The organism is Orlajensenia flava, assembly GCF_004801905.1.
Taxonomy (GTDB): domain Bacteria; phylum Actinomycetota; class Actinomycetes; order Actinomycetales; family Microbacteriaceae; genus Orlajensenia; species Orlajensenia flava.
The window spans coordinates 133,306-156,121 of sequence record NZ_SSSN01000005.1; the positions used below are offsets into that span (position 1 = coordinate 133,306).

Annotated in this window: 21 protein-coding genes and 1 pseudogene; 7 read left to right on the plus strand and 15 right to left on the minus strand. The window is 68.3% G+C overall.

Going from position 1 to position 22,816, the window contains the following annotated elements; genetic code table 11:
• Window positions 1-97 precede the first annotated feature (97 nt).
• The 5 genes from E6C70_RS08350 to E6C70_RS08370 are packed head-to-tail and all read right to left on the minus strand — an operon-like array spanning window position 98 to window position 6,684.
• Entirely contained in the window at window positions 98-1,456 is a 1,359-nt protein-coding gene (locus E6C70_RS08350) for a flavin monoamine oxidase family protein (protein ID WP_136424092.1), read from the minus strand.
• Window positions 1,453-2,337, minus strand: a complete 885-nt coding sequence (locus E6C70_RS08355; protein WP_136424093.1) for a glycerophosphodiester phosphodiesterase — start codon at window positions 2,335-2,337, stop codon at window positions 1,453-1,455. The genes E6C70_RS08350 and E6C70_RS08355 overlap by 4 nt, the downstream gene beginning before the upstream one ends.
• Window positions 2,334-4,241 (minus strand): glycoside hydrolase family 125 protein, encoded by a 1,908-nt coding sequence (locus tag E6C70_RS08360; RefSeq protein ID WP_136424094.1) that lies wholly within the window; start codon window positions 4,239-4,241, stop codon window positions 2,334-2,336. The genes E6C70_RS08355 and E6C70_RS08360 overlap by 4 nt, the downstream gene beginning before the upstream one ends.
• A complete protein-coding gene (locus E6C70_RS08365; RefSeq protein WP_168770887.1) occupies window positions 4,238-5,206 on the minus strand; it encodes an amidohydrolase family protein in 969 nt (322 codons plus the stop codon). Before E6C70_RS08365 ends, E6C70_RS08360 begins: the two co-directional genes overlap by 4 nt.
• The gene (locus E6C70_RS08370; RefSeq protein WP_136424096.1) at window positions 5,203-6,684 is read right to left on the minus strand and encodes a hypothetical protein; all 1,482 of its coding nucleotides are present in this window, start codon (window positions 6,682-6,684) and stop codon (window positions 5,203-5,205) included. The genes E6C70_RS08365 and E6C70_RS08370 overlap by 4 nt, the downstream gene beginning before the upstream one ends.
• 141 nt (window positions 6,685-6,825) lie before the next feature.
• Between E6C70_RS08370 and E6C70_RS08375 the strand changes: the two genes are divergently transcribed.
• Complete coding sequence (locus tag E6C70_RS08375; protein ID WP_136424097.1) at window positions 6,826-8,235, plus strand: MFS transporter; 1,410 nt, start codon at window positions 6,826-6,828, stop codon at window positions 8,233-8,235.
• A 5-nt stretch (window positions 8,236-8,240) separates the two neighbouring features.
• Window positions 8,241-9,392, plus strand: a complete 1,152-nt coding sequence (locus E6C70_RS08380; RefSeq protein ID WP_136424098.1) for an ROK family transcriptional regulator — start codon at window positions 8,241-8,243, stop codon at window positions 9,390-9,392.
• 15 nt (window positions 9,393-9,407) lie between these two features.
• Here E6C70_RS08380 and E6C70_RS08385 read toward each other — a convergent pair whose 3' ends face one another.
• The 4 genes from E6C70_RS08385 to E6C70_RS08400 all read right to left on the minus strand — a co-directional run bounded on the left by E6C70_RS08385 (window position 9,408) and on the right by E6C70_RS08400 (window position 14,499).
• Complete coding sequence (locus E6C70_RS08385; RefSeq protein ID WP_168770888.1) at window positions 9,408-10,121, minus strand: SGNH/GDSL hydrolase family protein; 714 nt, start codon at window positions 10,119-10,121, stop codon at window positions 9,408-9,410.
• Window positions 10,122-10,197: 76 nt separating this feature from the next.
• Entirely contained in the window at window positions 10,198-11,259 is a 1,062-nt protein-coding gene (locus tag E6C70_RS08390) for a zinc-dependent alcohol dehydrogenase (protein ID WP_207670066.1), read from the minus strand.
• Complete coding sequence (locus tag E6C70_RS08395; RefSeq protein WP_136424100.1) at window positions 11,256-13,076, minus strand: glycoside hydrolase family 3 protein; 1,821 nt, start codon at window positions 13,074-13,076, stop codon at window positions 11,256-11,258. The genes E6C70_RS08390 and E6C70_RS08395 overlap by 4 nt, the downstream gene beginning before the upstream one ends.
• Window positions 13,077-13,140: 64 nt before the next feature.
• The gene (locus E6C70_RS08400) at window positions 13,141-14,499 is read right to left on the minus strand and encodes an MFS transporter (protein WP_235833352.1); all 1,359 of its coding nucleotides are present in this window, start codon (window positions 14,497-14,499) and stop codon (window positions 13,141-13,143) included.
• Between the two features lie 165 nt (window positions 14,500-14,664).
• Between E6C70_RS08400 and E6C70_RS08405 the strand changes: the two genes are divergently transcribed.
• Window positions 14,665-15,294, plus strand: coding sequence for a TetR/AcrR family transcriptional regulator (locus E6C70_RS08405; protein ID WP_136424101.1), 630 nt, complete (start codon window positions 14,665-14,667; stop codon window positions 15,292-15,294).
• A 133-nt stretch (window positions 15,295-15,427) separates the two neighbouring features.
• Here the strand turns inward: E6C70_RS08405 and E6C70_RS17300 are convergent, their stop codons facing one another.
• On the minus strand, window positions 15,428-15,595 hold the full coding sequence (locus tag E6C70_RS17300) for an alpha/beta fold hydrolase (RefSeq protein WP_407921029.1): 168 nt from the start codon (window positions 15,593-15,595) through the stop codon (window positions 15,428-15,430).
• Window positions 15,586-16,203, minus strand: a pseudogene (locus E6C70_RS08410) (alpha/beta fold hydrolase); the annotation flags it as partial. The pseudogene E6C70_RS08410 and the gene E6C70_RS17300, both read right to left, overlap by 10 nt.
• A 61-nt stretch (window positions 16,204-16,264) precedes the next feature.
• Here E6C70_RS08410 and E6C70_RS08415 point away from each other — a divergent pair.
• Complete coding sequence (locus E6C70_RS08415; RefSeq protein WP_136424102.1) at window positions 16,265-16,675, plus strand: MarR family winged helix-turn-helix transcriptional regulator; 411 nt, start codon at window positions 16,265-16,267, stop codon at window positions 16,673-16,675.
• A gap of 24 nt (window positions 16,676-16,699) precedes the next feature.
• Here the strand turns inward: E6C70_RS08415 and E6C70_RS08420 are convergent, their stop codons facing one another.
• Complete coding sequence (locus E6C70_RS08420) at window positions 16,700-18,385, minus strand: CocE/NonD family hydrolase (protein WP_207670068.1); 1,686 nt, start codon at window positions 18,383-18,385, stop codon at window positions 16,700-16,702.
• 83 nt (window positions 18,386-18,468) lie between these two features.
• On the opposite strand from E6C70_RS08420, the gene E6C70_RS08425 reads away from it, so the two are divergent.
• Window positions 18,469-19,110 (plus strand): TetR/AcrR family transcriptional regulator, encoded by a 642-nt coding sequence (locus E6C70_RS08425; protein ID WP_136424103.1) that lies wholly within the window; start codon window positions 18,469-18,471, stop codon window positions 19,108-19,110.
• A gap of 153 nt (window positions 19,111-19,263) precedes the next feature.
• Here E6C70_RS08425 and E6C70_RS08430 read toward each other — a convergent pair whose 3' ends face one another.
• The gene (locus tag E6C70_RS08430) at window positions 19,264-19,641 is read right to left on the minus strand and encodes a hypothetical protein (RefSeq protein ID WP_136424104.1); all 378 of its coding nucleotides are present in this window, start codon (window positions 19,639-19,641) and stop codon (window positions 19,264-19,266) included.
• Window positions 19,642-19,676: 35 nt separating this feature from the next.
• Between E6C70_RS08430 and E6C70_RS08435 the strand changes: the two genes are divergently transcribed.
• Complete coding sequence (locus E6C70_RS08435; RefSeq protein WP_136424105.1) at window positions 19,677-20,339, plus strand: TMEM175 family protein; 663 nt, start codon at window positions 19,677-19,679, stop codon at window positions 20,337-20,339.
• Between the two features lie 16 nt (window positions 20,340-20,355).
• On the opposite strand, the gene E6C70_RS08440 is transcribed toward E6C70_RS08435, so the two are convergent.
• A complete protein-coding gene (locus E6C70_RS08440; protein WP_136424106.1) occupies window positions 20,356-20,553 on the minus strand; it encodes a hypothetical protein in 198 nt (65 codons plus the stop codon).
• 30 nt (window positions 20,554-20,583) lie between these two features.
• A complete protein-coding gene (locus tag E6C70_RS08445) occupies window positions 20,584-21,447 on the minus strand; it encodes a helix-turn-helix domain-containing protein (RefSeq protein WP_136424107.1) in 864 nt (287 codons plus the stop codon).
• A 133-nt stretch (window positions 21,448-21,580) separates the two neighbouring features.
• On the opposite strand from E6C70_RS08445, the gene E6C70_RS08450 reads away from it, so the two are divergent.
• Window positions 21,581-22,609: an NAD-dependent epimerase/dehydratase family protein gene (locus tag E6C70_RS08450; protein ID WP_136424108.1), complete on the plus strand. Its 1,029-nt coding sequence runs from the start codon at window positions 21,581-21,583 to the stop codon at window positions 22,607-22,609.
• Window positions 22,610-22,816 lie beyond the last annotated feature (207 nt).

A 22,816-nucleotide genomic window follows, 5' to 3' on the forward strand; every position in this document is an offset into this window, starting at 1 on the left:
TCGTGTCGGCGTCTCACTGCTTCTCGCCCGCCGTCGATGAAGATCGCCTCGACGTGCCACTGCCTGAGACCAGCAGGACTGAGAAAGCCGTACCGGACTAACCCCCCGCGAGCACCTCCGCGGCCGTCGCCTCCCCCGAGCGCACGGCGCCCTCCATATAGCCGTTCCAGATCGGGGAGTACTCGGTGCCCGCCCAGTGGATGCGTCCGACCGGGTCGCGCAACGCCTGCCCGTACGCGGTCCACACGCCGGGCGTGAAGTGCGCTCCGTAGCAGCCGCGGCTGAACTCCTCCGCCATCCAGTCCTGCTCGATGTACTCGAGCGGATGCCGCGCCTCTTCGCCGAAGTACTCGGCGAGGTTGTCGATGAACGCCTGCTTGCGCTCGTCGGGCGTTCGCCGCGCCCACTCGCGGCCGTCGTTGCCCTCCATGAAGCCGAGCATGATGCCCTTCTCATACCCGGGAGGCGAGTTGTCGAAGGTCACCTTGACCGGCCCGGTGTCCGAGCCGACCTGCCCGTTCAGGCCCTGCCTCCGCCAGAACGGGGTCTCGTAGACCAGGTAGAGCTTGAGCACCGACCCGGACGGCACCCGCTGGGTGAGCTGGTCGCGCCAGCCGGGCAGGGGAGGCGAGTACTCCAGGCGCCCCGCGAGCGTGGGTGGGAGAGTGACGATGACACAGTCGGCTTCGAAGAGCTCTCCGCTCCGTGTGAACACCCGCACCCCGGCGTCGTCGTGCTCGATGCGGCGAACGGCGGCGCCCAGCACGACGGCGTCACCGAGCGGCTGCGCCATCCGTTCGCTCACGAGTACGGATCCGCCATCGACGCGATCTTGCTGGGCGCCTCGATCGACGGCCATGAGCGTCTCGAGGTCGACGCCCGATTTCATGTAGAAGGCCGCGTGCAGCAGTGAGATGTCGCTGGGATCGGCCGAGAACAGCGCCTCGCACGAGATCTGGAAGTACGCGCGCCCGGCCGCGGTGCGCAGGTTGCGCCGAATCCAGCTGCGATAGGTCTGCCCGTCGAGCATCGGCGCGTTCGGCGTGAGCCACGGACGGTCGAGGTCGACCTTCTTGGAGAGCGCCGTGAAGCGCGCGAGCCCCTGGCCGAGGTCGGCGAGGGCGATGGGACTGAGCCGGGGGATGGCGCCCTTCTTCTCTCCCATGAGGCTCTTCTTGCCGCCGAGCTTCACGAGCGTCTTGCCGGTGTTGTAGGTGGGCACGGTCTGCAGCCCGAGCTCGGAGACGAGCTCGTACATGCGGTCCTGCGTCGGCCCGATCCACTGGCCGCCGAGCTCGACCCACTGGCCGTCGGCGGTCGAGCCGCCCTTCGTGCGCCCGCCCACCCGGTCGCGGGCCTCGAGCACGCGCACGCTTCGGCCCGCTGCTGCGAGGGCACGGGCGGCGGCGAGGCCGGCGAGGCCCGCTCCGATCACGAGAACGTCGGTGCGGTTCATGGGTGCTCCTGTTCGGGGTCGTCTGGGAAACGGATGCTGGAGCGCGCGGCGAACTCGTCGAGAGCGGCGCGGGCGCGGGCCGGGGCATCCGTCGTTATCTCGCTCACCCCGAGCGCGACGCACAGCTCGATGTCGGCAGCATCATCGACGGTCCATACCCGCACGGTGCGCCCGGCGCCGAGCCACCCGCGCACGAGCTCGGGGTCGGCGCGGACGAGCTCGATGTCCGGACCGACCTGGCCGACCGCGCCGGCGTCGACGAGTGACCGCCCGACCCGGAGAGCCTCGGCGAGCTGCGCGGCGAGGGCGGCGCGTTCGGCTGCGGGCAGCTCGTTCGGCAGCTCGCCCGCCACGTCGTCGAGCACGAGATCCCCCGTGAGCACCATGAGGTGTTCCGCCGGCACGACGGTGGCGAGCACCTCGATGGACTCGGGGTTGAAGCTCATGAGGCTGACCCTCACATTCTCGATCCGGGAGGCTCGCGCGTCCCAGCCGGCGCGATCGAGCACCTCGAGCACGGCCGCCTCGATCGCCGTGCCGAAGGGATTCGGATGCTTCAGCTCGATCGCCAGCACGAGCGGTCGCCGGGCGCCCCGCGCGAGGCCGAGAAGCTCCTCGAGCGTGAGCAGCGTTCCGGGTCGTCCGCGGGCGCCGTAGTCGAACGCACGCAGCTCATCGAGGGTGAGCTCGTGAACGGCGCCGGTACCGGTGGAGGTGCGGTCGAGCGTGCCGTCGTGCAGGCACACGACCACGCCGTCTGCCGTGAGGCGCACGTCGCACTCCACGCCGTCGGCGCCCTGCGCGATCGCCGCCGCATAGGCCTCGCGGGTCTGCTCCGGCTCGTCGGCACTCGCGCCGCGATGCGCGATGACGAGCGTCATGGGCGGCTCCCGTCGGCACCGGGCAGCGGAAACGGGTCGTCCCACTGACGGTGGCCGACGGCATCCGCCCACGCGGTCCACGCGACGAAGCCGGCGACGCTCGCCATCGCCGCACCCGTCACAGCGATGCCGGTGTCGGGATGCCACGACTCGCACGCGATGCCCGTGTCCATCGGGGTGGCGACGAAGGCGGCGACGGGGTCGCCGAGGTCGGCGTTGCCCGTCAGCATCCGGTTGCCCAGGTCGAATGCGGAGGGCGACGCGAAGTGCGGGGCGCCCGCTCCCGGGAAAGGGCCGTCGTAGTGGTAGGCGTAGTCGGTCACCAGCCAGCGCAGTGTCGTGGCGAACGCGGCATCCGTCTCGTCGACGACCCCCCAGTAGGCGAGGGTGCGAAGACTCAGGGGAGGCTCCTCGCGCCACTCCGGCTCGCCGTCTGCGTCGATCGCCCACGCCCAGCGGTGCTCGCCGCTGCCCGGTGCGGACGTCGTTCCCTCGGTCGGCGCCTCGTGCACGAAGGCTTCGGCCAGCCGCTCCGCGAGCGCCTCCCCGCGGGCGACGAGGTCGGCATCGCCCGTGAGGCGGCCGACGATGCGCAGCGCCACGGCCACGAGCGCGTTGTTCGTCGCCGTGAAGGGATGGTCGGTCGGGTCATCCGTGGGCAGCAGCATGGTGCCGTACAGGCCGAGTTCGGCGTCGAACACCTCCGCGAGCTCGCGCTCGAACGTGCCGAACAGCCGCTGCACGGCCGGTTCCGAGACGACGCCGCGGTCGCCGGTCGCGTCGACGTAGCGCCAGAGGGCGAGCAGGGGGATGCACAGTTCGTCGAGCTCGAAGCCCGGATAGAGGCGCCCGCCGGTGATGTAGAGAGCGTGCTGCGCGATGTCCTCGCCGGCGTTCTCGATCGAGGCGACGAGAACGCGGCGGGCGCGGGTCGCATCCGTCAGCAGCACCGCGGGAAACGCCCACCAGTACACGTCGCGGCTCCAGAACGCGCCGCTCACGTAGTAGCGGGGGCTCCGCGAGGTGAGCGCGACGGTGCGGCCGGTGTCGAGGCAATCGGCCTGCCCGTAGAAGAAGCAGAAGAACAGGTTGAGCCGTGCCCGAGCGGTCAGTTCGGGGGAGTCGAAGCGGGGGCCGTGAGCACTCAGCCATGCGCGGGTGTCGGCGCGCAGGGCATCGAATCCTCGGCGGCGCAGGTGCAGGGCGGTCGCGCCCGACCCGTCGGGCTCGGGCGCGACTCCCACGTACACGTCCAGGTCGAGCGTCTCGCCCGGGGCGACGGATGCGCTTCGCGTCACCGCCCACCCGTTCGCCGGCGCGTTCTCGTCGTGGGCGGCACCGGCTCCGGGTCGCCACGACACCGCGAGCAGCAGTCGCTCGGCGCCGGCGTACACCGCGCGGGCGCCCGTCCACGGGTCGTCGCGGGTCGCGAGCGTGACCGCGAGCTGCTTGGCGCGGAAGTGGTGCACGACCGTCGACGCCCACTGCCCGCTCCAGCGCAGGTCGACGTGCTGCGGGGCATCCGTCTCGTTGCGATAGCTCAGCCGGGCGACGACGCCGGCATCGCTCGTGCCGCCGCGGCTGAGAGGCGCGACCCACTCGGCCGTGACAATGCCACCGGTGACGGATGCCTCCGCGTGCGGCACCCAGTCGGCCACGCGGGTCCATGTGAACGAGGGCGTCACGGCCGAACCGTCGACCGTCACGGATGGCGCGAGCACACCCTGCTCGCCGCCGACCGCCGCGAGCACTCCGCGCTCCGCCTCGCTCACGATGCCGATCGACCGGCACACGCCGTGCTCGTCGAGCTCGGGCAGTGAAACGAGCAGGTTTCCGGTGGGATGCAGCGTCTCTGGCGCGTCGATGACCGGGGCGAACGTCGTGAGCGACTCGGTAGACGTCATGAGAGCCCCAGCAGTCGTGCCGCGTTGCCGGAGAAGACGAGGTGGCGGTCGGCATCCGTCATGCCCATCTCACGCACGATGCGCACCTGCTCGTCGTAGTAGCGCCGGGCGAGCCCGCGCGGAAACGACGCCGAGTCGCTGCCGAACACTATGCGGCTCGGCCCGACGGTCTCGAAGAACGTGCGAAAGTAGTCGGCCAGAGTGAAACGGTCGGGCATCCAGCGAATCCACTCGTTGTTGCCCGAGGTGTCGACATGCACGTTTCGGCATGCCCACATGAGGTGCAGCAGTTCGCGCGGGTAGCCGCAGCCGAAGTGCGGAATGACGAAGGCCGTGTCGGTGAAGGCCTTGGCCACCTCGTGCAGGCGCAGCGGGTCGATGTTCTGGTGCCAGCCGGTTCCGCCGCCGCCGTTGTTGGGTCCGAAGTGGATGAGCACGGGGATGCCGAGGTCCTCCGCCGTCTGCCACACGGGGTAGAGCTCGCGCGAGTCGATGGGTCCGGGCAGCGTCGGGGCGATCACCTTGTAGCCGCGCAGTCCACGCTCGGTCACCGCCCGGTGAAGCTCGGCCGCGGCATTCGGGGCGAACGGATCGTGGTGCGCGAAGCCCAGCAGGCGCGGGTCGTCGGCGATCGCGTCGGCGAGGGCGTCGTTGCCGCCGCCCGTCATGAAGACCACGGCGTCGAGCTGGGCGTCCTCGACCTCGGCGGTCCATCGCCTGGCCTGGACGGATGCCGCAGGCTCCACGTCTTCGGGAAACGGGAAGCCGTAGTTGGTCCACCACTGCTCCTGGTACCAGCGCCAGTCAGCCTCGAGCTTGTCGGCCTTGGCGTCGCCGAACTCCGCGCGGTAGGCGGCCTCGGCTGGGTCGGGATGCTCGTCGGGCACGGGGAAGTGGCAGTGGAAGTCGATGATGGGAAAGCCCCACGCGCTGTCGCGGCCGGTGAGGGGCGAGGGCTCCGTCATCGGTCGGCGTCTCCCGTGCTCGCCGCCGCTGAGCCGCATGCGGCTGCCGTGATCGCCGCCGTCGCGTTCGCTGCCGCCAAAGCGTCGACATCCGCTCGCCGCAGGTCGGCGTAGATGGCCGTCTCGACGAAGCCGTTCTCGATCGGCGACCCCGAGCCGGGCGCGAGGGCGCCGGTTATCGCCAGCAACTGCTCGCGCGACGCATCCGTCACGAGCCACGGCGACACCGCGAGGAACTCCGCCTTCTCGCCCCCGTACACGTCGTACTCCGCGGGGTCGAGCTCGCCCTTCTCGAGGGTGCCGACGAAGTGCGCGCCCTCGCCGGCGTGCCCGCGCGCGGTGATGGATGACTGCCCGTCGAACATGAGGTCGAGCAGGTTGCCGGTCATCATGGGCGTCACGTTGTAGCGGAACCGCACCGACGGGTCGGCCACCGCGCGCCAGGTCGAGCCCATCCACTCGAGCGGCTGCCAGGCGCCGGAGGCCACCGGCGCCGCCCACGGGCCCGGGTTGGCGTCGGCCTGGATCATCACGTCGACCCCGAGCGCGTCTTGCACGGCGGCATACGACGAGCGGATGTCGGCGAACGGGTCGAATCCCTCCGGCCGATCGCCGAACGGGTAGCCGTACATGAAGGCGGGCAGGCTGGTTGCGAAGCCCACCTTGAATCCGGCGACATCGACCCAGCCGGCGTTGGCGCGTGCCGCCTCACCGTCGACCGGCCCCTCGGCGAGACCGAGCAGTTCGAGCTCCATCTCGGTCAGGGGCGCCTTCTCGTTGCGAGCGAGCAGGTTGCGCTCGCCGGTCGCCGCCTCGGGATGCACGTCGTCCGGGCCCCAGAGGAAGGTGGCGTTCGTCACGGCCGGCGTCGTCGCGACGAACACCTCCTTCTCGCCCGGTGTGCCGAACGCGGCGATCTCGCCGGCATCGCTCGACTCCCGGTAGGGCGTCTGGTAGTTGCCGGCGACCACCCACACGCCGTAGTCGCGGGCGATGTCGCTGAAGGTCTGCGAGAACGCGCGGGCGGCGGTGTCGGTCGCGGCGAGGTAGAGCGCGGTGCGCGGGTCGAAGCCGCCGAACAGCTGCCCATAGGCGGCGATGCGGTCGGCGGATGCCTCGGCGAGCGCGCCCATTGCCGCCATGAGCGCGGCCGGCAGCTCGCTCACCGGCTCGAGCGGTTCATCCGCCAGGGCGCGGAAGCCGGCGCCGCGCTCGCCGAGCGCGACGACGGGCAGCCCGACCGCCTCGGGGTAGACGACGAGCGTCGGTCGCCCGGGCACGAGGTGCGGCACGACGAGGTCGTCCATGAGGGTACGCATCGCCGAGCGATAGGTCTCGATGGACTCGGCGTGGGCGAGGTCGATGCGGTACTGCACCGCGAAAACGCGCAGGTCGCCGTCGGGGTCGTCGTGCCCGGTGACGGGACGGCGCCCGGTCTGCACGCCGGCGAAGGCATCCGCGCTCGCGTCTTTCGCCATGAATCCTCCTCGATTCCTCCACCGCCTGCCCACGCGCGGGCCATTGGTGCCGCCGCGGCATCCGTGCTAGAACAGTCTCCACGGAGTAGACCATGAAGTGTCCTACTCGACACTATACGTGCGTCGCTCGAAGGAGAGTTCGTGTCCCGATCACCGGTCAACACCCCGTCGGTGTACAGCCTGGGTTACTTCGCCATCATGCTCCTCTCGACGGCGTTCTCGCTGTTCTACAGCTTCTACTACATCGACACCCTCGGTCTCGGCGTGGGCATGTACGCGCTCGCTCGCACGATCTATGTCGTGTGGGACGCGGCGGTGCAGCCCGCCGCCGGTTACGCCTCCGATCGCACCCGCACCCGCTGGGGCCGTCGCAAGCCCTGGATTCTCTCCTCGCTGCCCTTCTACGCGGTGTTCTTCGTGCTGCTCTACAGTGTTCCCGATGCAGTGGAGGGCTGGGGGCTGTTCGTTTGGTTCCTTGCCTTCCAGCTGCTCTTCGAGACGTCGATGGCGATCATCTCGGTGAACTACCTCGCGCTGTTCCCCGAGCTCTACCCCGACCCCAAGCGCCGTGCGCGCGTGAGCGTTCTGCAGCAGGCGTTCTACATCGTGGCGCTCATCGTGGGCACCGCGCTCACGCCCATCCTCTACGACGCCATCGGGTTCTCGGGCATGGCGCTCAGCTACGCCGTGGCGTTCGCCGTGCTCATGGTCATCTCGACGCTGCTGACCAGGGAGAATCCGGCCGCGAGCGTCGAGGAGCCGCTGCGCATCCGCGAGGCGCTCCGCATCACGCTGTCGAACCGCCCGTTCTGGGTCTTCAACGTGTCGTACCTGCTCGCGGCATCCGTTCTCGGCCTCACCTCCTCGACCATCGCCTTCTATGCCAAGTACGTGCTCGGGCTTCAGGGCGCCGAGGTGTCGATCCTGCTCGTGACGACGTTCGCCTCGGTCATCCCCCTCGCCATCGGCTGGTACTTCGTGGTGCGTCGGCTCGGTGCGCTGCTCTCGTTCAAGGTGTCGATCGTCGTGTTCGCGCTCTCGGTCATCCCGCTGTTCTTCGCGCACGACCTCGTGAGCGGGCTGCTCGCGGGCGTCAGCCTCGCGGTCGGCCTCGCGGGCCACTTCGTCATCCCGTTCCTCGTGCAGGCGCTCATCATCGACGTCGACGCCGCCGAGACCGGCCGCCGCCGTGAGGGCATGTACCTCTCGGTCGGCAACGTGCTGACGCGGGCCTCCGCTCTCGTGACGGCGCTCGCATTCTGGATCGTCGGCACAGCCTACGGATACGTCAGCGGCGACAAGCCGGGCCCCGACCCCGCCGGAACGTTCATCTTCCTCACCACCACCGTTCCGCTCGTGCTGCTCGTGGTCTCGTTCGCCATCGCGCTGTTCCTGCGCCAGAGCGACGTCACGGTGCCCGAGGGCGCCGACATCGGCCTCGGCGATCTCGCTGCGTCTTCGGCAGGGTCTTCGGCAACGGATGCCGACGCGCTCGCCGAGCAGGCGCGCGAGGCCGAGATCGCGGCGGCGGCGCGCAAGCCGCTCGCTTGAGCGGCATGACCGAGATCACGGCCGGGCCGCCCGCGCTGCTGCGCTCCCTCAACGCGCGAGCCGTGCTCGAGGTGGTCGACCGGCAGGGCCCGATCGGTCGACCCGAACTGCGCGACGCGACCGGGTTGTCCAAGACGGCGATCGCCCAGACGCTCACCGAGCTCGAACGACGCGGTGCCGTGGAACGCGCCGGATTCGACGTGTCACGCCGCGGACCCGTCGCCACGCTCTACGGGCTCCGCGAGCGGGCATCCGTCGGCGCGGCGGTCGACATCGGTCATCATCGGGTGCGCGTGATCATCACCGGCCTCGGCCGGCAGCCACTCGCCCGCGCGAGCGCCGACGCCGACCACTCGAGCGCCCCGGAGACGGCGGCTCTCGTGCACCGCCTGCTCGCACAGGCGTGCAGCGACGCCGACGTCGATCTCGACGACCTGCAGGTGTGCGTGATCGGGGTGCCGGCCGTCGTGGGCGAGGGCGGAGAGTTGCGCCTGGCATCCGGCTTGGCCGCCGGGGGAGTGGGGCTCGCGAGCGCGCTCGCCGATGCCCTGCCCTGCCCCGCGTCGCTCGAGAACGACACCAACCTCGCCGCGATCGCCGAGCAGGTCGGGGGCAGCGCTCGCGGACTGTCCTCCTTCGTGCTGCTCAGCGTGGGAGCCAGCGTCGGTGCCGGGGTCGTGATCGACGGAGAACTGCGACGGGGAAGTACGGGCGCCGCCGGCGAGATCGCCTACCTCCCTGGCCCGGGCGACGAGATCGACGACTCCCTGGGCGCGCAGAGCGTGACGACGGATGCCGAAGCCGAAGGCATGGCACCTCCACCGTCGGCCCGAGCCGTCTTCGACGCGGCGCGCGCGGGAGATGCCGCGGCCCTTCGAGCCGTCGAGCGCACCGCCCGACGCATCGCGCGGGTGTCGGCATCGCTCGCCCTCGTGCTCGACCCCGAGCTGATCATCCTCGGCGGCTCCATCGGCTCCAACGGTGACCTGCTGGTCGAACCGGTCAGCCGCATTCTGCGCGATGCATTTCCGCAGGCCGCGGCGCGCGTCGCGGCCGCGACGGCGGGGGAGCACGCCGTGCTCGATGGAGCGGTGCGGCTGTGCGGCGACCGGCTTCGCGAGGTCGTGTTCGATCGCGCCACTGCTCCGCTCCGGTGAGATGGCGCGGGCCGGTCACTGCCCGTGCCCCTGACTGAGCCGCTCCACGAAGACCGAGACCGCTTTCGCAATGACGGCTCCGGCCCTGTCGTTCAGGTGCACCTGGTCCGTCAGCACCTCGAGGCCGTTGCGACTGGAGATGTCGTTCCACGACCGCCGGAGAATTCCATGGGCCAATGAGGCTTTGACGATCAAGGAGATGTCGGCCGTATACGGGGGCGGCGTGCGGCCCGACGTGAGAAGCCGCTCCAGCCCCGCCCGAATGGGCAGCACGTCGTCGCCGCGCTCCTCCGCAAGCGCTCGCAGCACGACGTTGTATGCGTCGACCTTCTCGTTCATCGGACTGCCGAGGTCCTCGCCGATCATCGGTATCTCGATCACAGCGATGCGAGCGGAGGTGCGACGGTGCACGATCTCGAGGATCTCCGAGACGGCACTCCGATAGCTCGCGAGAGTCGGAGGAGACCGAAGGCCGTTCTGCCGTCGGAACATCCGCTCCATCCTCTCGCTGTAGGTCGCTTGAACGTCGTTGGTGCCGATCAACAGCGTCACGGCATCCGGCCGGCACTCCACCACCTCGTCGAGCCGGGCCGCGACGTTGAACGCGAGGTCGCCATTGACTCCGGCGTTGACGAAGTCGATGGGGCGGTGACCGTGACGCCGGGCCACGGCCTCGATCCAGTTCGAACTCACCACTCCGCGCGTGATGCTGTCACCGACGAACACCACCGTCCGGCGAGAATCGGCTCTTCCTGTGCGACGAGACCTCAGAAAGGCCGCGGGTGATCGATGCACGACCGCCGCATCAGGGGCCAAATGTGATCACCACCTTGTCGGTGGCGCCCGGAGTGCCCGCCAGCTCGATCGCGCTCTCGACATCGCCGAAGTCGATGCGGTGGCTGACCAGTTTCGCGAATCGCTCCTGATGCGCGATCAGGTCGGCGGTCACCTCGAAGATCTCGGTGGGGTAGCCCATCGACGAGGAGAAGGTGAGCTCCGCGATCATCATCTGGCCCGTGTCGATCAGCTCGGGCTGCTTGTGCACGCCCGCCATCACGAGGCGGGCTCCCCACTTCGCGGAGGCGATGGCGGTTTGGAGCACCGACGGGGCGCCGGCGGCGTCCAGGTACAGGTCGGTGGCCGGGCGCGGCATGCCGATCGCGTTGGCCGCCTCGCCGTGAAGCTCCATCAGCCGTGCCGCGACGTCCTCGTTCGAAGAGTCGATCACCGCATCCGCCCCGACGTCGATCGCCTTGTCCAGCCGTGCACGCACGACGTCCACCACGACCACATGGGACACTCCGGCCAGCTTCAGCCAGATCGCCGCTCCGAGCCCGATCGGCCCGGCCCCGAACACGACGGCACTCTCGGAGGAGAGGGGCGCGCCTCGATTCACCAGGTGTTTGGCGACCGCCATCGGCTCGTTGAGTGCTGCCAACCAGAACGGAAGAGACTCGGGGATGATCGCCAGATCACGGCCGACGCGCGCGTTCTCGATGACGAGCAGCTCTCGAAGGGCACCCAGCGCGCCACCGTTGCCGATGATGCCGCTCGGGGCTGACATCGGGTTGACGACGACGTGGTCTCCTACGGAGATGTCGGTTACGCGTGCGCCGACGTCGACGACCTCGCCGGCCGGCTCATGTCCGAGCGCGATCGGCTGGCCGAGGTAGGGCATGCCGCCCGCCGCCACGAAACCGAGGTCGGTGCCGCAGATGCCGCACGCGCGCATCCGCACCAGAACGTCCTCCGGCCCCACCGTGGGAGTCGGCACCTCCCGCACCTCGACAGCGCCCGGGGCCGCCGTGTAGACGGCTTTCATCGTCGACACGGGCTTCTCCTGCATCGAGGGGGTCGAATTACTCATGATCCACCTTCCCCGTCGGGGGCGCTCGGCAGGTCGAGACCATCACCGAAGCGGAAGAGCGGGTCCGCCGTATCGAACGGCACGTCGGGACGCTGGGCTGCCACGGCTTCCTGAGAACGTGGAATGTCGAACGGCAGCCGTCCTTCCGGCGCCGCGGCACCGAAGAGCACATCGAGTACTGCGTCATCCGAGGCGCCGTAGTCCACGATCAGCGCCGCTGCGAGCTCGGCCACCGGGGCGAGGAGCGCCGGCCGGTCGAGGTAGACGTCCACGATGACGGGAATTCGCTCCGCGAGCTCTCGGAGCCGCGAGACGTCGTGCTCCGTGAACTCCAGGCTGCCGGCGCGGAAGTACGGCGCGACTCCTCCGGTGCGCGGTTCGAAGGGTGCCTGCAGACGGATGATGGCGACGTCGGCCTCCTCCGGGTTGGCGGCCACCTCCCCGCGCGTCGCGACGGCCGTCGCCGCGACGCCCTCGGCGTATACCCGTAGGCCGCTCGCGAGCGGCAGGATGGGACGGGTCGCGTTGCTCGCATCCGTCGGCACGGCGTTCTTCAGCACCGTGACCGACGCGCGCTGCGCCACCCGCCCTGCCGAGCGGAACTCCTCGTTGCCGATGACGATCTCCGCCTGGTCTTCGTCGACGTAGGGGTCGTCGAAGAGGCCGAGAGTGAGCTTCTCGCGCAGCAGTCGCGCCACCGACACATCGATGCGGTCCTCGGACACCCGGCCCGAGTGCACGAGCTCGATGAGCAGCTCCGTGCAGTGCTCCCCGCCCAACTGATCGGCGCCGGCATGCAGCACCTTTTCGAGGCGGTCGATGGGGGCGAGATGCTCGACTCCCCAGGCACGGGCTTCGATGAGCTCGCCCTGCACGCTCGAGTCGGTCACGATGCTCCAGTCGGTGCACACGATGCCGTCGAAGCCGAGCTCCTGGCGCAGCAGGCCCGTGATGACTGATTTGTTGAAACCGAATCCCACCTCTTCGTACTCCGTGCCGACCGGCATGCCGTAGTACGGCATCATCTGCGACGTGCCGGCCTCGATCGCGGCGAGGAAGGGCCGCAGATGGTAGGCGAAGCCATCACCCGGATACACCTGCTCTCGGCCATAGGGGAAGTGCGGGTCTTCGCCATCCTTCTGCGGTCCACCACCGGGGAAGTGCTTCGTCATCGTGGACACCGAATCGGCGCCGAGCATGTCGCCCTGGAACCCGCGGATGTACGCCGCACCCAGTCGGGAGGTGAGGTCGGCGTCCTCACCGAACGTACCCACGATGCGGGACCAGCGCGGTTCCGTCGCGAGGTCGATCTGCGGATGCAGCGCGAGCCGGATTCCGGCGGCGAGGTACTCCTTCCGAGCGATGTCTGCGAATTGCTGCACGAGCTCCTCGGAGCCGATCGCTGCCAATCCGAGAGTCTCCGGCCATTGAGAGAAGGGTCCGGCCGCCATCGCCGCAGCGGGATTGTCGCTGAAGGAGTGCCGCGGATCGGTGGAGAACGTTATCGGTATTCCCCAGCCCGTACGCGAGGCGATGCGCTGAACGGAATTCGTCCAGGCGGCGAACTCGCGCCCGGCCCCGGGCGAGCCGACAAGATTGAAGTGCGTCATCCGGCGGTCGCGGATCATGGACTCGAGCGATGGCATTCCCATCACTTCGAGATCCGTGGAGGGGTCCACCATCAGAGCGATCGTGTGGAAGAGAAGGCCGGCTTTGTCTTCGAGCGACAAGCGGGAAACCAGGTCGGCGACCCGCTGCTCGACAGGGAGCTGGGGATCTTGATAGGGATGCTCGGGTGCGGTTCGAAGCTCGCTCATGCGGAATGTGTCCTTCTGATGGTGGATGAACGGGGGAGGCCGGTCGAATGCGCAGGCGGCGCACTCATCGAGAGCCGCTGACTTTCAGGTAGATGATGAGGCCGCCGGCGACCGTGCAGCCGGCGGCGAGCAGGAACAGGAGTCCGTAGTTCTGCTGGCCCGCCGTCGCGCCGACGAGCAGGAGGGCTGGCGCCGTGAGCGGGGCCACGGATTGGCCGATCTGCAGGGCCAGTTGGTTGATCCCCACGAAGCGGCCCGCATGAGCTTCGCGCTCTGGCAGGATGTCGAGGACTATCGCCTGGTCCACCGAGCTGAAGATTCCCGTGCCGAGGTTGACGACCACGAACCCGATGATCACGATTGTCATTCCTGGCGCGAATGCCAAGATGACGGCCCCGCAGGCGAAGACGACACAGGCGACCAGCACGAAGATACGGCGGCGGCGCAGGCGATCCGAGAGGATCCCGCCTCCGAGCGCTCCGAGCGCTGCGGCGCCGATACCGGCGATGGAGGCGATGGCGAACAGCCCGGCGATCTCGGCGACCGTCGTGCCCGCCTTCTCGGCGAAGTAGAACGACGTGAACGTCGTACTGAGGCTCAGTGCGAAGTACACCAGGAATCGACCGAGCCAGTTCCAGCCGAATGCCGGGTACTGACGCGGATTGAAGACGTACTTGGGCAACAGGGTGTTCCATCGCAGCCGTTCGGCCGGGGGGAGAGCGCGGGAATCATCTCCTCGCGCGAAGACGACGAACACCAACCCGAGCAGTACGCCGACCAGCCCGGGAACGAGGAACAGCAGATAATTGTTGCTGACGAACCCGGCTGCGAGACCGACTCCCGCGACGGGGGCGACGAGCTGGACGAAGCCGGTGAGGCCCGAGACGCGCCCGCGCTGGGACTCGGGAAGGCGATCAGCGGTGACGTTGACCAGTCCGGTGAGAGCATTGCCGAATCCGAGTTGGGCGAGCGCCCAGCCGACGCCGAGCGTGGCGATGCTCGGCGCCGACGCCATCACGATGAGCGCGGCGAAACCCACCAGGCTGCCGATGAGGATGAACGGCCTGCGGCGCCCGAGTCGCGATCGGGTGCCGTCGCTGATCACACCGACCAACGGAATCGAGAGCAGGGCGACGATCGAGCCGGCACCGGTTATGTAGCCGAGATATTCGGGATGCGCAGGAGCCAGCTGTTGCACTCGGACCGCCAGCGAAATGCCGACGGGGGCGATGAACGCGAGATACAGACCGAACGTGCTCGAGACGAGCAGCCAGATGAATGACGCGCTCACCTTCGGTGGTTCGGATGCGTCGAGCACGACGCTCCCCTGAGCGAGCCCGGGAACCGCTGCCACCGAGAGCGCATTCTCTGCAACGGGGTCAGGCGACATCGTGTGGTCGGGCGACTGTTCCGCATCCGCCATGTGTCCTCCTCGACTCGCGACGATCGCTCGATCACGTACGCGGAGCGAATCTAGCACGAAAATCGCGCTGTGATGGTAATTTCAAGTCGGCCCCCAAGCTGACAATGGACGGCGATAGCGTTGGTCGTGTTCGAACGGGCGCGCGGGACGGATCGGGGGGATTTCATGTCGGATGTCACACGTGTACGCGGGGCCTACGCGAAATCCGCCGCGGTGCGGGAGCGCATCGTGCACGCGGCGACCGAGGAGTTCGCCGAGTCGGGATTCCGGGCGGGGACGATGAAGAAGATCGCCGAGCGTGCCGGAATCAGCCAGCGCGGCTTGGTGCACCATTTCGCCAGCAAGGAGGAACTCCTCCTCGAGGTGCTCGAGGCGCGTTCTGTCGAGAGCGCGCAGCTCATGCGCGACGGCGAACCGCTGCAGGTGCTCCGGAGTGTCGTCGACGTCATGCTGGACAACGCGCGCCGACCCGGGCTGGTCGAGCTGCACACCGTGCTGTTCGCTGAGGCGACCTCCTCCGAGCATCCGGCGCACGCTCACCATGCCGAACGGCTGCGGATCTGGCGCGACTACCTCACGGGCATCTTCGCGGCGCTCGCCTCAGATGGGGCGCTCGCTCCGGGCCTCGATCCGCGGGTCGTTGCGACCACGTTGGTCGCGGTGCAGGACGGTGCGCAACTCCAGTGGCTCTACGATCCTGGAATGATCGACATGGCCGGCGTCGTGCACGATTACCTGGCGAGCGTCGTGCCCGGCTGGACCCTGCATCCGCAGCCGGCCGCCCAGCGGTCGTGACACGCATCCTCGCTCTCGAGCAGCGAGGCGTGGACGCCGGCCTCATCGGTCGGCGTGCGGTGAGATGGTCGGGCCGGTCCGCGTGATGACTGCGGGCGCACCGTGGCTGGCGAGCGCGTCGGCGGCCCTTCGGCTAAACCGAGATGAATGGACGGATCGCGGCCAGAAGCACGTCAGGCGTCTCCATCTGCGGCACGTGCCCGGTCTTCTCGAGCAGCTGGAACCGTGATGCGGGAATCGCGGCGGCGAACGCGCGCCCGTAGTCCGGGTCGACCACGCGGTCGGCCTCGCCCCAGAGCACGAGGGCGGGGACACGGATGTCTGAGAGCCGACCGAGCAGGGTCGCGTCGGTCTGGCCTGTCCGTAGAGCGCGAGCGCGGCTTGGTTGCCAGCCAGCACCCGCGCCATCTCGGGCGACAGCTTCGCCGGGTCGAGGCGGGGAGCTTTCGAGGGGTCGTACCAGCTGTACTCGGCGAGCTGGGAGGGCGGGAGCGACGCGGCCACCGGATGGCCGGGCACGTCGATGCCGACGGAATCGACCAGGATGATGCGGCCGAGCCGGTCGGGATGACGCAGCGCCAACTCGGCGGTTATCCATCCGCCCATCGAGTTGCCGATCACGACGACGTCGGTGAGGTCGAGCGTCTCGAGAAGGCCGGCGTACAGCTCGGCGAGTTCTGCGATGCTCGAGAGCTCGGCCGGTCGAGGCGTTCCACCGAATCCGGGATGGGTCGGCACGATCACCCGCGTGCCGGTGGCCTCGGCGAGCAGATCGGCGAAGCCGGTCACCGACATGGGCCCGGCGCCGCCGTGGAGGATGACCACCGGTCGGCCGGTGCCGCGTTCATCCGCGGTGAGAGAAACATCACCGAACGTCGTCGAGATGGAAACAGAAAGAGGAACGCTCATGGGTCAACTCTATATACGCATATTTATATAAGCAAGTTTCAAACGTTGTTAGAGTGAAGCGGTGGACACATCACTGGCAGCGTTGGGACTCGCGGTGAAGCGAGTGCAGGTCAAGCATCATCGTGCTGCGACGGAGGCGCTCCGCCCCGTGGGTGTCACCCTCGTGCAGTGGGACGCGCTGCGGCACCTGCATGAGAACCCAGGCGTCTCGCAGCACGACCTCGCCGTGCTGACCTTTCAAACCGACCAGGCCTTCGGCACCCTCGCCACACGCCTCGAATCCCGAGGGCTGATCCGCCGAACCGCCGTCGCCGGACGGTCCATTCGCCCCGAGCTCACGCCCGAGGGCGAGCGGGTCTTCGCCGCCGGACGAGAACTGACCGAACAGGTCGTGCGCGAATCGTTCGCTCCTCTCGACGCCGACGAGCGGGCCGTCCTCGGCGACATGCTCCGGCGGCTGCTCGAGCACTGAGCTTCCCTCGAACTCCGTCGAGCCTCATCGGGGAATGACCGGAACCTCGAGCGCTGAGGGTCGCCCCGGCGACCAGGTGATCCTCGCCTTTCCCGAACCGGTGCGCTGGTACGAGGTGGGAAAGTGCCCGAAGAGTGGGTTGCGGGGTTGCAGGTAGCGTCCGGCGACGAGGAGACGAAGGCCGTCGCCTGCGCGAAAAAGGGTGGCGGACGAGCTGAGCGGAATCAGGACTTCCATCTCGTCGTCGTCGACGACGGGCTGGAGCGTTCGAAAGGTGTGCTCGGGTTGATGCGGGGCGCTCAGGAGCGGGTCGAGTTCTCGGAGCGCGAGGCGCAACCGGCCCTGCGCGACGCGGTCACGTCCATATCCGTAGGAGCCCTCGAAAGCAACGGGCGCGCCGCGCGACCACTTCTCCACTCCGACGAACAGGCGCGGGTCGGCTGCTCCGGTTGTAGACACCTGAAGACGCAGGGTCATCGGACCGCTGAGTTCGGTGTCCTCTTCGAAGGAGTACCCGAATGCCGCCGCGTCGCGCCGCAGATCGAAGGTGACGCTACCGCTGCCGGTCGCATGTGCAGCGCTGAGCGTGCCGCCATCACCGAGGTACAACTGGCGCCAATCGGTGCGAGCAAGTGGCCATTCCTGTTCGTTGCGCACTTCGACGACGCCGTCCCGGCGGTCGCGGATCTCCAGCCGCAGTCGAGGCACCTCGGCGACGTCCGCCTCTCGGAGATGGCGGTCGAAGAAGGTGAGCTGATGCTGGCGGGCTTCCTGCCCGTAGAAGGTCGCCCACTTCGGTCCCCGGTGCGTATAGGCGTGTCGCTCGCGGGAGCCGACATTCTGAAACGCCCGCATCGACCCGACGCTGTGGAGGTTGTCGTCGGAGAAGCTCGTGCACTCCAATATCGGGACGGTCATCTTCGACAGGTCGGGCGTGAGCGCATCCCACCAGGCGTCTCGCAGCGGATGCTTCCGCCGTTCGGCAGCCAGGTCGGTCCTCAACCGGGCTACCCGCTTGGTGAGGAACAGCCAAACCGTCGCGAAGCCGTTCTCGACGACTCCGCCCGGGGTGAAGAAGTCGCGGTAGGCATCCGTGAACCCCTCCCAGGGGCAGATCGCTTGGAGATCCGGAGGGCGCAGGGCGGCGACCTTGTACTGGGAGAGCGCGAGATAGGACACCCCGAGCATTCCGACTCGGCCGTTGGACCACGGCTGAGCGGCGGCCCAGGCGATGACGTCGGCGATGTCGTCGGCCTCCTGATCGGAGAGGAGGTTCCCGCGGCCTTCGGAGTGCCCTCCGCCACGAGTGTCCAGATTGATGACCGCATAGCCCTGCTGGGCCCACCAGACCGGGTCGGGTGCCTCCCAACTGGTCTGGTTCGAGATGCGCAACGGTGCCGACTGGTTCATGATGCGGAACTGCGGGCTGATCGACCACCTGCCGCGCTTGAGCTTCGGCACCGCGTCCTTGCCGTAGGGGTGCGCCGAGAGCAGCACCGGTAACGAGCTCTGCGTGTCAGCGGGCCGGAACAGATTGAGGCGCAGCGTCACGCCATCCTCCATTCGCACCGGCACATCCTCGTCTTTTCGGACATCGGCAGACATGGGGTAGACGGTGACAGGCGGGTGCAGGAGAGCGTTCAACCGCGTGCGCGCGTATGCGGCACGACCGGGGCGGCGCCAGGGCTTGTCGAGAGCGGATGTCTTCACGGTGGTGATCCTCTCAGATGCTTTAGAGCGACGTTCTAGTCGTACTAGAGCGCCACTCTAAAGCATCCGCTAGACTGTTGTCCATGAGCGGGGAGAATGCTCTCGGGAGCGACCACCGGACTCGGCAGGCCCGAGTGGGCGATGAGCTGCGGCGGGACACACGCGACCGCCTGCTGAAGGCTGCCGAGCAGGAGTTCGCGGCGCACGGCTACGCGGCTGCCACGGTCACCCGGCTCGCTGCAGCCGCACGAGTATCAGTCCAAACGCTCTACTCGGCGTGGGGCAGCAAACGCGCTCTTCTGCGTGGCTACATGGAGAGGGCCCTCCCCGGGGGGTTGAGTTCACCGGAGGAGGCCTCCGAACGTTTCACCGCCGAAATGGCGCCCGCGCAGAGGCTCGTGGAACTCGCCGACCTCGTCGCCGAAGTGGCCGGGCGTGCTTCGCTGGGCTGGCGGCTCTATCGTGACGCCGCAGCCGTCGACCCTCGGATCGCCGAGGACTGGAACGAACTGCAACTGCTTCGCCACCGGCTCATCGACCAGATCATCAGCGCCATTCCCGAGGGCGCGCTCACAGCAGGACTCACCAGGAAAGCCGCCATCGACACGGCTTGGGCGATCGCCAGCCCGGAGAGCTACGAACTCCTGGTCAGTCGTCTCGGTTACACCCTCGACGAGTTCCGCGGTTGGCTGCGCCAGGCACTTCTCCGAGCACTTCTCGCCTGAAGCGGCCCGTGCGGCACAACGGAACATACGTGCTGAACGGATGCCCTCGCGTTGGACCTGGACGGAACGCTCTTCTGCCTCGGCTGCCTCGGCTGCCTCGGGCCCATCACCATTTCCACCATCGACCTCCTCGTCGGCCGGAAGCGACTCGCATCAGCCGGAAGCGGCGGACACCATTACACCCAGGATCTGCTCGACTTCTGCGGCGAACACAACATCGTCGCCGACATCGAGATCATTGCGCCCCGGGAGCGTCGAGGACGCCCTCGACGCCCTCGAAGAAGCGACGTGCGCCATCGCTTCGTCCTCGACCTGAGCACGTTCGGCGACGACACTCTCGTGAGCTGACCCCGCCAGCAGTAGGGAGGCCACCGACGACTCCACGCCTACGCCGGATCCGGGCGAGGGGTGAGCATCGACGACCTCAGTCGTCTCGCCACGAGGGGCCGGGCACCTGTGCACGGGTTTCAGGAGAACTGCACAGAGGGGTACGGTTTTACCACTGAGGTGCCGACCGTCGGTGTACTGCACCCTCCGAGGATGATCGACGAGACGAGTGCATCGCCATGGCAGTGCGTGAACGGGTCACCAGTCGAGGGCGCGTCGAAACCTTCAGTGACGGCGTCTTCGCCATCGCGATCACCCTGCTCGTGCTCGATCTGCGCGCGCCAGAAGACTCGGCCACGTTTTTGGCCGACCTCGCCGCGCAGTGGCCGTCTTACCTGGCCTTCGTCGCCGCGTTCGCGGTGCTCGGCCTCATCTGGCTCAGCCATCACGCGCTGTTCACCCGACTGAAGGCCGTGAACGCCTCCCTCCTGTTGCGCAACCTCCTCTTGCTCTTCCTCGCGGCGGTGTTCTCGTTTCCCACCGGTGTGCTGGCCGCGTCCTTTCGGGACGAGTCAGCAAAGACGAACCAACTGGTCGCCATCGGTATATTCGAGCTCACCGCCATCGCGATCACCCTGGCGTGGGTGTGGCTGTGTCGCATCCTCGTCGTCTCGCAGCATCTCGCCAAGGATCCCGCGGAAGCCGCGGCCTACGTTCGACAGCAGACGCTCTTCGGGGGCATCGCATGTGCGCTGCTGGCCATCGCGTTCGCCGCGGGCTTTTTCTCCACTCTCGCCTCCATCCTGCTGACAGCGCTCCTCCCGCTCATCAACATCGCCTTCTACCGTCGCTCCCAGCGCTTCGCAGGCGACGGCGCTTCGGACCGACTCACCGAGGGGTGAAGGATCGACGAGATGTTCAGCCGGAAGTCGCGTCGGTCTTGTCTTGGAAAAGGCGGACGACCAGCAGCCATGCGCCGGTGATCATGTAGCAGGCGTTCAGAGTCATGGCAGCACAGGCGATGTACAGGCCGACCGTGGAGCCCGAGATGAAGACGACAGCACCGGCGATCTCCGCGGCATACAGCGTTTCGAGCGGCGCGGTGCGCTCGACCAACGCTCAGGCGAGTGACGGATGCCGAGCCGTTCAGCGGGAGTCGTGTTTCGCCCGGTCGTGCTCGGGGGACGCTGAGGGCGACGCAGCCGCCATCGAGCCGAGCAGCGCGAGGCGCTCCGCCGACTCCGTGCCCGGCTGGGCGTGGTAGACGACGACCATGATGCCGTCGGTGCCGCTGACGGCGAGCTTCTCGCGATCCAGGCGGAGGCGGCCGACCACCGGATGATCGAGCGTGACGCTCGCTCCCGTGCGTTCGGCGATGTCGTGCCGCGCCCACAACTGACGGAAGGTCGGGCTCACGAGCGAGAGCTCACCGATGAGCTCCACGACGCGAGGGTCGTCGACACTGCTGCCGACCGTCCGGCGGAAGCCGGCGAGCAGCGCCGCCGCCGCCCTCTCCCAGTCCTCGAAGAGGTCTTGTTCGGCCTCGTCGAGGAACACGTCGCGAAGCCGGTTGCCTCCCTTGGCCAGTCGCGGGGAGACGGCTGCGGCAAGCGGGTTGGCGGCGAGCACGTCGAGGTGCCTGCCTTCCGCGAACGCCGGGAATGGCAACTCGTCGATGAACCGGGCCGTGCTCGTGGGCAGAATCTCCCGGCGCGGCTTGCGGCGCTGCCGGCTGGGCCGATGTTCGGCGAGGCTCAGGAGGTATCGGTCGTCCTCGAGTTGCAGCACGCGGGCGATCGCCTCGAGTATCTGCGCCGACGGCCGGCGGTCGCGCCCCTGCTCCAAGCGCACGTAGTACTCGGCGCTGATGCCCGAGAGCATCGCCACCTCTTCGCGGCGAAGCCCCGGAACACGGCGCGTGCCGAGCACGGGAATGCCCACCTGCTCGGGTGTGATCAGCTCGCGTCTGGCTCGAAGGTATTCGCCCAGCACGTTCGGCTCGTCGTTCATGATCCACAACGCTAACCGCCGGCTGTCCGTCGGTGGGTGTCCTTGTCGCTACCAGTGTCAGCAGGGCACTGGGCCGAGGCGGCCGCACCGGGCAGACTCGACTCGATCCACCTCGCACCGAAAGGCACCCAGCATGTCCAACGTTCTCGTCACCGGCGGCTCCGGCTTCATCGCCGGCCATGTCATCACGCAGCTCCTCGACCAGGGCCACTCCGTCCGTGCCACCCTCCGGTCGCTGCGCACGGAGAACGTCGTCCGCTCCGTGCTCCGCGAAGCCGGCGTCACGCGAGACGAAGCCCTCACGTTCGTCGAGGCCGACCTCATGAGTGATTCCGGATGGGCGGCAGCCGTCGCGGGCATGGATCACGTCATCCACCTGGCGTCTCCGATCCACACCGGCAAGGTCAAGGACGAGAACGACGTGATAGCCCCGGCCCGCGAGGGCGCCCTCCGGGTTCTCCGTGCCGCGCGCGACGCGGGCATCGGGCGGGTCGTTCTCACCTCGGCATTCCACGCCGTCGGCTTCGGCCACGGCAAGATCGACCACGTCTTCACCGAAGACGACTGGTCGCCGCTGAACGGCCCCGGCGTCGACGCCTACGGTCGCAGCAAGATCCTCGCCGAGCGGGCCGCGTGGGACTTCGTCAAGCGTGAAGGGCGCGGCATGGAATTGACCACCATCCTTCCCGTCGCCGTCATGGGGCCGATCATGGGCAGCGAGGTGTCGGGGGCGAACCACATCGTCCAGCGCAGCCTGAACGGGCAGATGCCGGGCTACCCGAACATGTTCGTGCCCGTCGTGGATGTGCGCGACGTCGCCGCGGCACACATCGCCGCCCTGACCGCCGAGGGCGCAGCGGGTCAGCGCATCCTGATCGACAACGGCGAGCCCGCCATCGCGATGAAGCAGATCGGGGTGATCTTGAGGGAGGAGCTCGGCGCTGACGCCTCCAAGGTTCCGACTCGCTCGATTCCGGATTTCGTCGTTCGCATCGCTTCCTTGTTCTCGGACGAGTTCAAGCCCGTCGCCGCCGATCTCGGCTACGTCAAGCGGGTCTCAGACGCGAAGCTGCGCGACCTCCTCGGCATCCGTCCGCGTCCGTCTCGCGAGGCGATCGTCGCTGCGGGCCGGAGCATGGTCGCCAGCGGCCTCGCCCAGTAGCCGGGGCCGCCCCGCGAGCGGGTCAGCCGACCGCCCGAGTGCAGGGTTGACGCTGTTGAAAAGCGGCATACATATGTCGACATGGTGACAGGCGGTCGCTCCGCTTTCACGCGCGGTGCGAAATCGACCTGACAGTTTTTGTCGGTGTGGATGGCTGCTGGCCGACGGTGAGCGTCATCTCGACGCATCATCTGCCAGGCGCGCCCT

Excerpts from the sequence above, each read along its gene's own strand:
- E6C70_RS08350 (WP_136424092.1), bottom strand. The coding sequence starts at position 1,456 with ATGAACCGCACCGACGTTCTCGTGATCGGAGCGGGCCTCGCCGGCCTC.
- E6C70_RS08355 (WP_136424093.1), bottom strand. The coding sequence starts at position 2,337 with ATGACGCTCGTCATCGCGCATCGCGGCGCGAGTGCCGACGAGCCGGAG.
- E6C70_RS08360 (WP_136424094.1), bottom strand. The coding sequence starts at position 4,241 with ATGACGTCTACCGAGTCGCTCACGACGTTCGCCCCGGTCATCGACGCG.
- E6C70_RS08365 (WP_168770887.1), bottom strand. The coding sequence starts at position 5,206 with ATGACGGAGCCCTCGCCCCTCACCGGCCGCGACAGCGCGTGGGGCTTT.
- E6C70_RS08370 (WP_136424096.1), bottom strand. The coding sequence starts at position 6,684 with ATGGCGAAAGACGCGAGCGCGGATGCCTTCGCCGGCGTGCAGACCGGG.
- E6C70_RS08380 (WP_136424098.1), top strand. The coding sequence starts at position 8,241 with ATGACCGAGATCACGGCCGGGCCGCCCGCGCTGCTGCGCTCCCTCAAC.
- E6C70_RS08390 (WP_207670066.1), bottom strand. The coding sequence starts at position 11,259 with ATGAGTAATTCGACCCCCTCGATGCAGGAGAAGCCCGTGTCGACGATG.
- E6C70_RS08395 (WP_136424100.1), bottom strand. The coding sequence starts at position 13,076 with ATGAGCGAGCTTCGAACCGCACCCGAGCATCCCTATCAAGATCCCCAG.
- E6C70_RS08400 (WP_235833352.1), bottom strand. The coding sequence starts at position 14,499 with ATGGCGGATGCGGAACAGTCGCCCGACCACACGATGTCGCCTGACCCC.
- E6C70_RS08405 (WP_136424101.1), top strand. The coding sequence starts at position 14,665 with ATGTCGGATGTCACACGTGTACGCGGGGCCTACGCGAAATCCGCCGCG.
- E6C70_RS08425 (WP_136424103.1), top strand. The coding sequence starts at position 18,469 with ATGAGCGGGGAGAATGCTCTCGGGAGCGACCACCGGACTCGGCAGGCC.
- E6C70_RS08435 (WP_136424105.1), top strand. The coding sequence starts at position 19,677 with ATGGCAGTGCGTGAACGGGTCACCAGTCGAGGGCGCGTCGAAACCTTC.
- E6C70_RS08445 (WP_136424107.1), bottom strand. The coding sequence starts at position 21,447 with ATGAACGACGAGCCGAACGTGCTGGGCGAATACCTTCGAGCCAGACGC.
- E6C70_RS08450 (WP_136424108.1), top strand. The coding sequence starts at position 21,581 with ATGTCCAACGTTCTCGTCACCGGCGGCTCCGGCTTCATCGCCGGCCAT.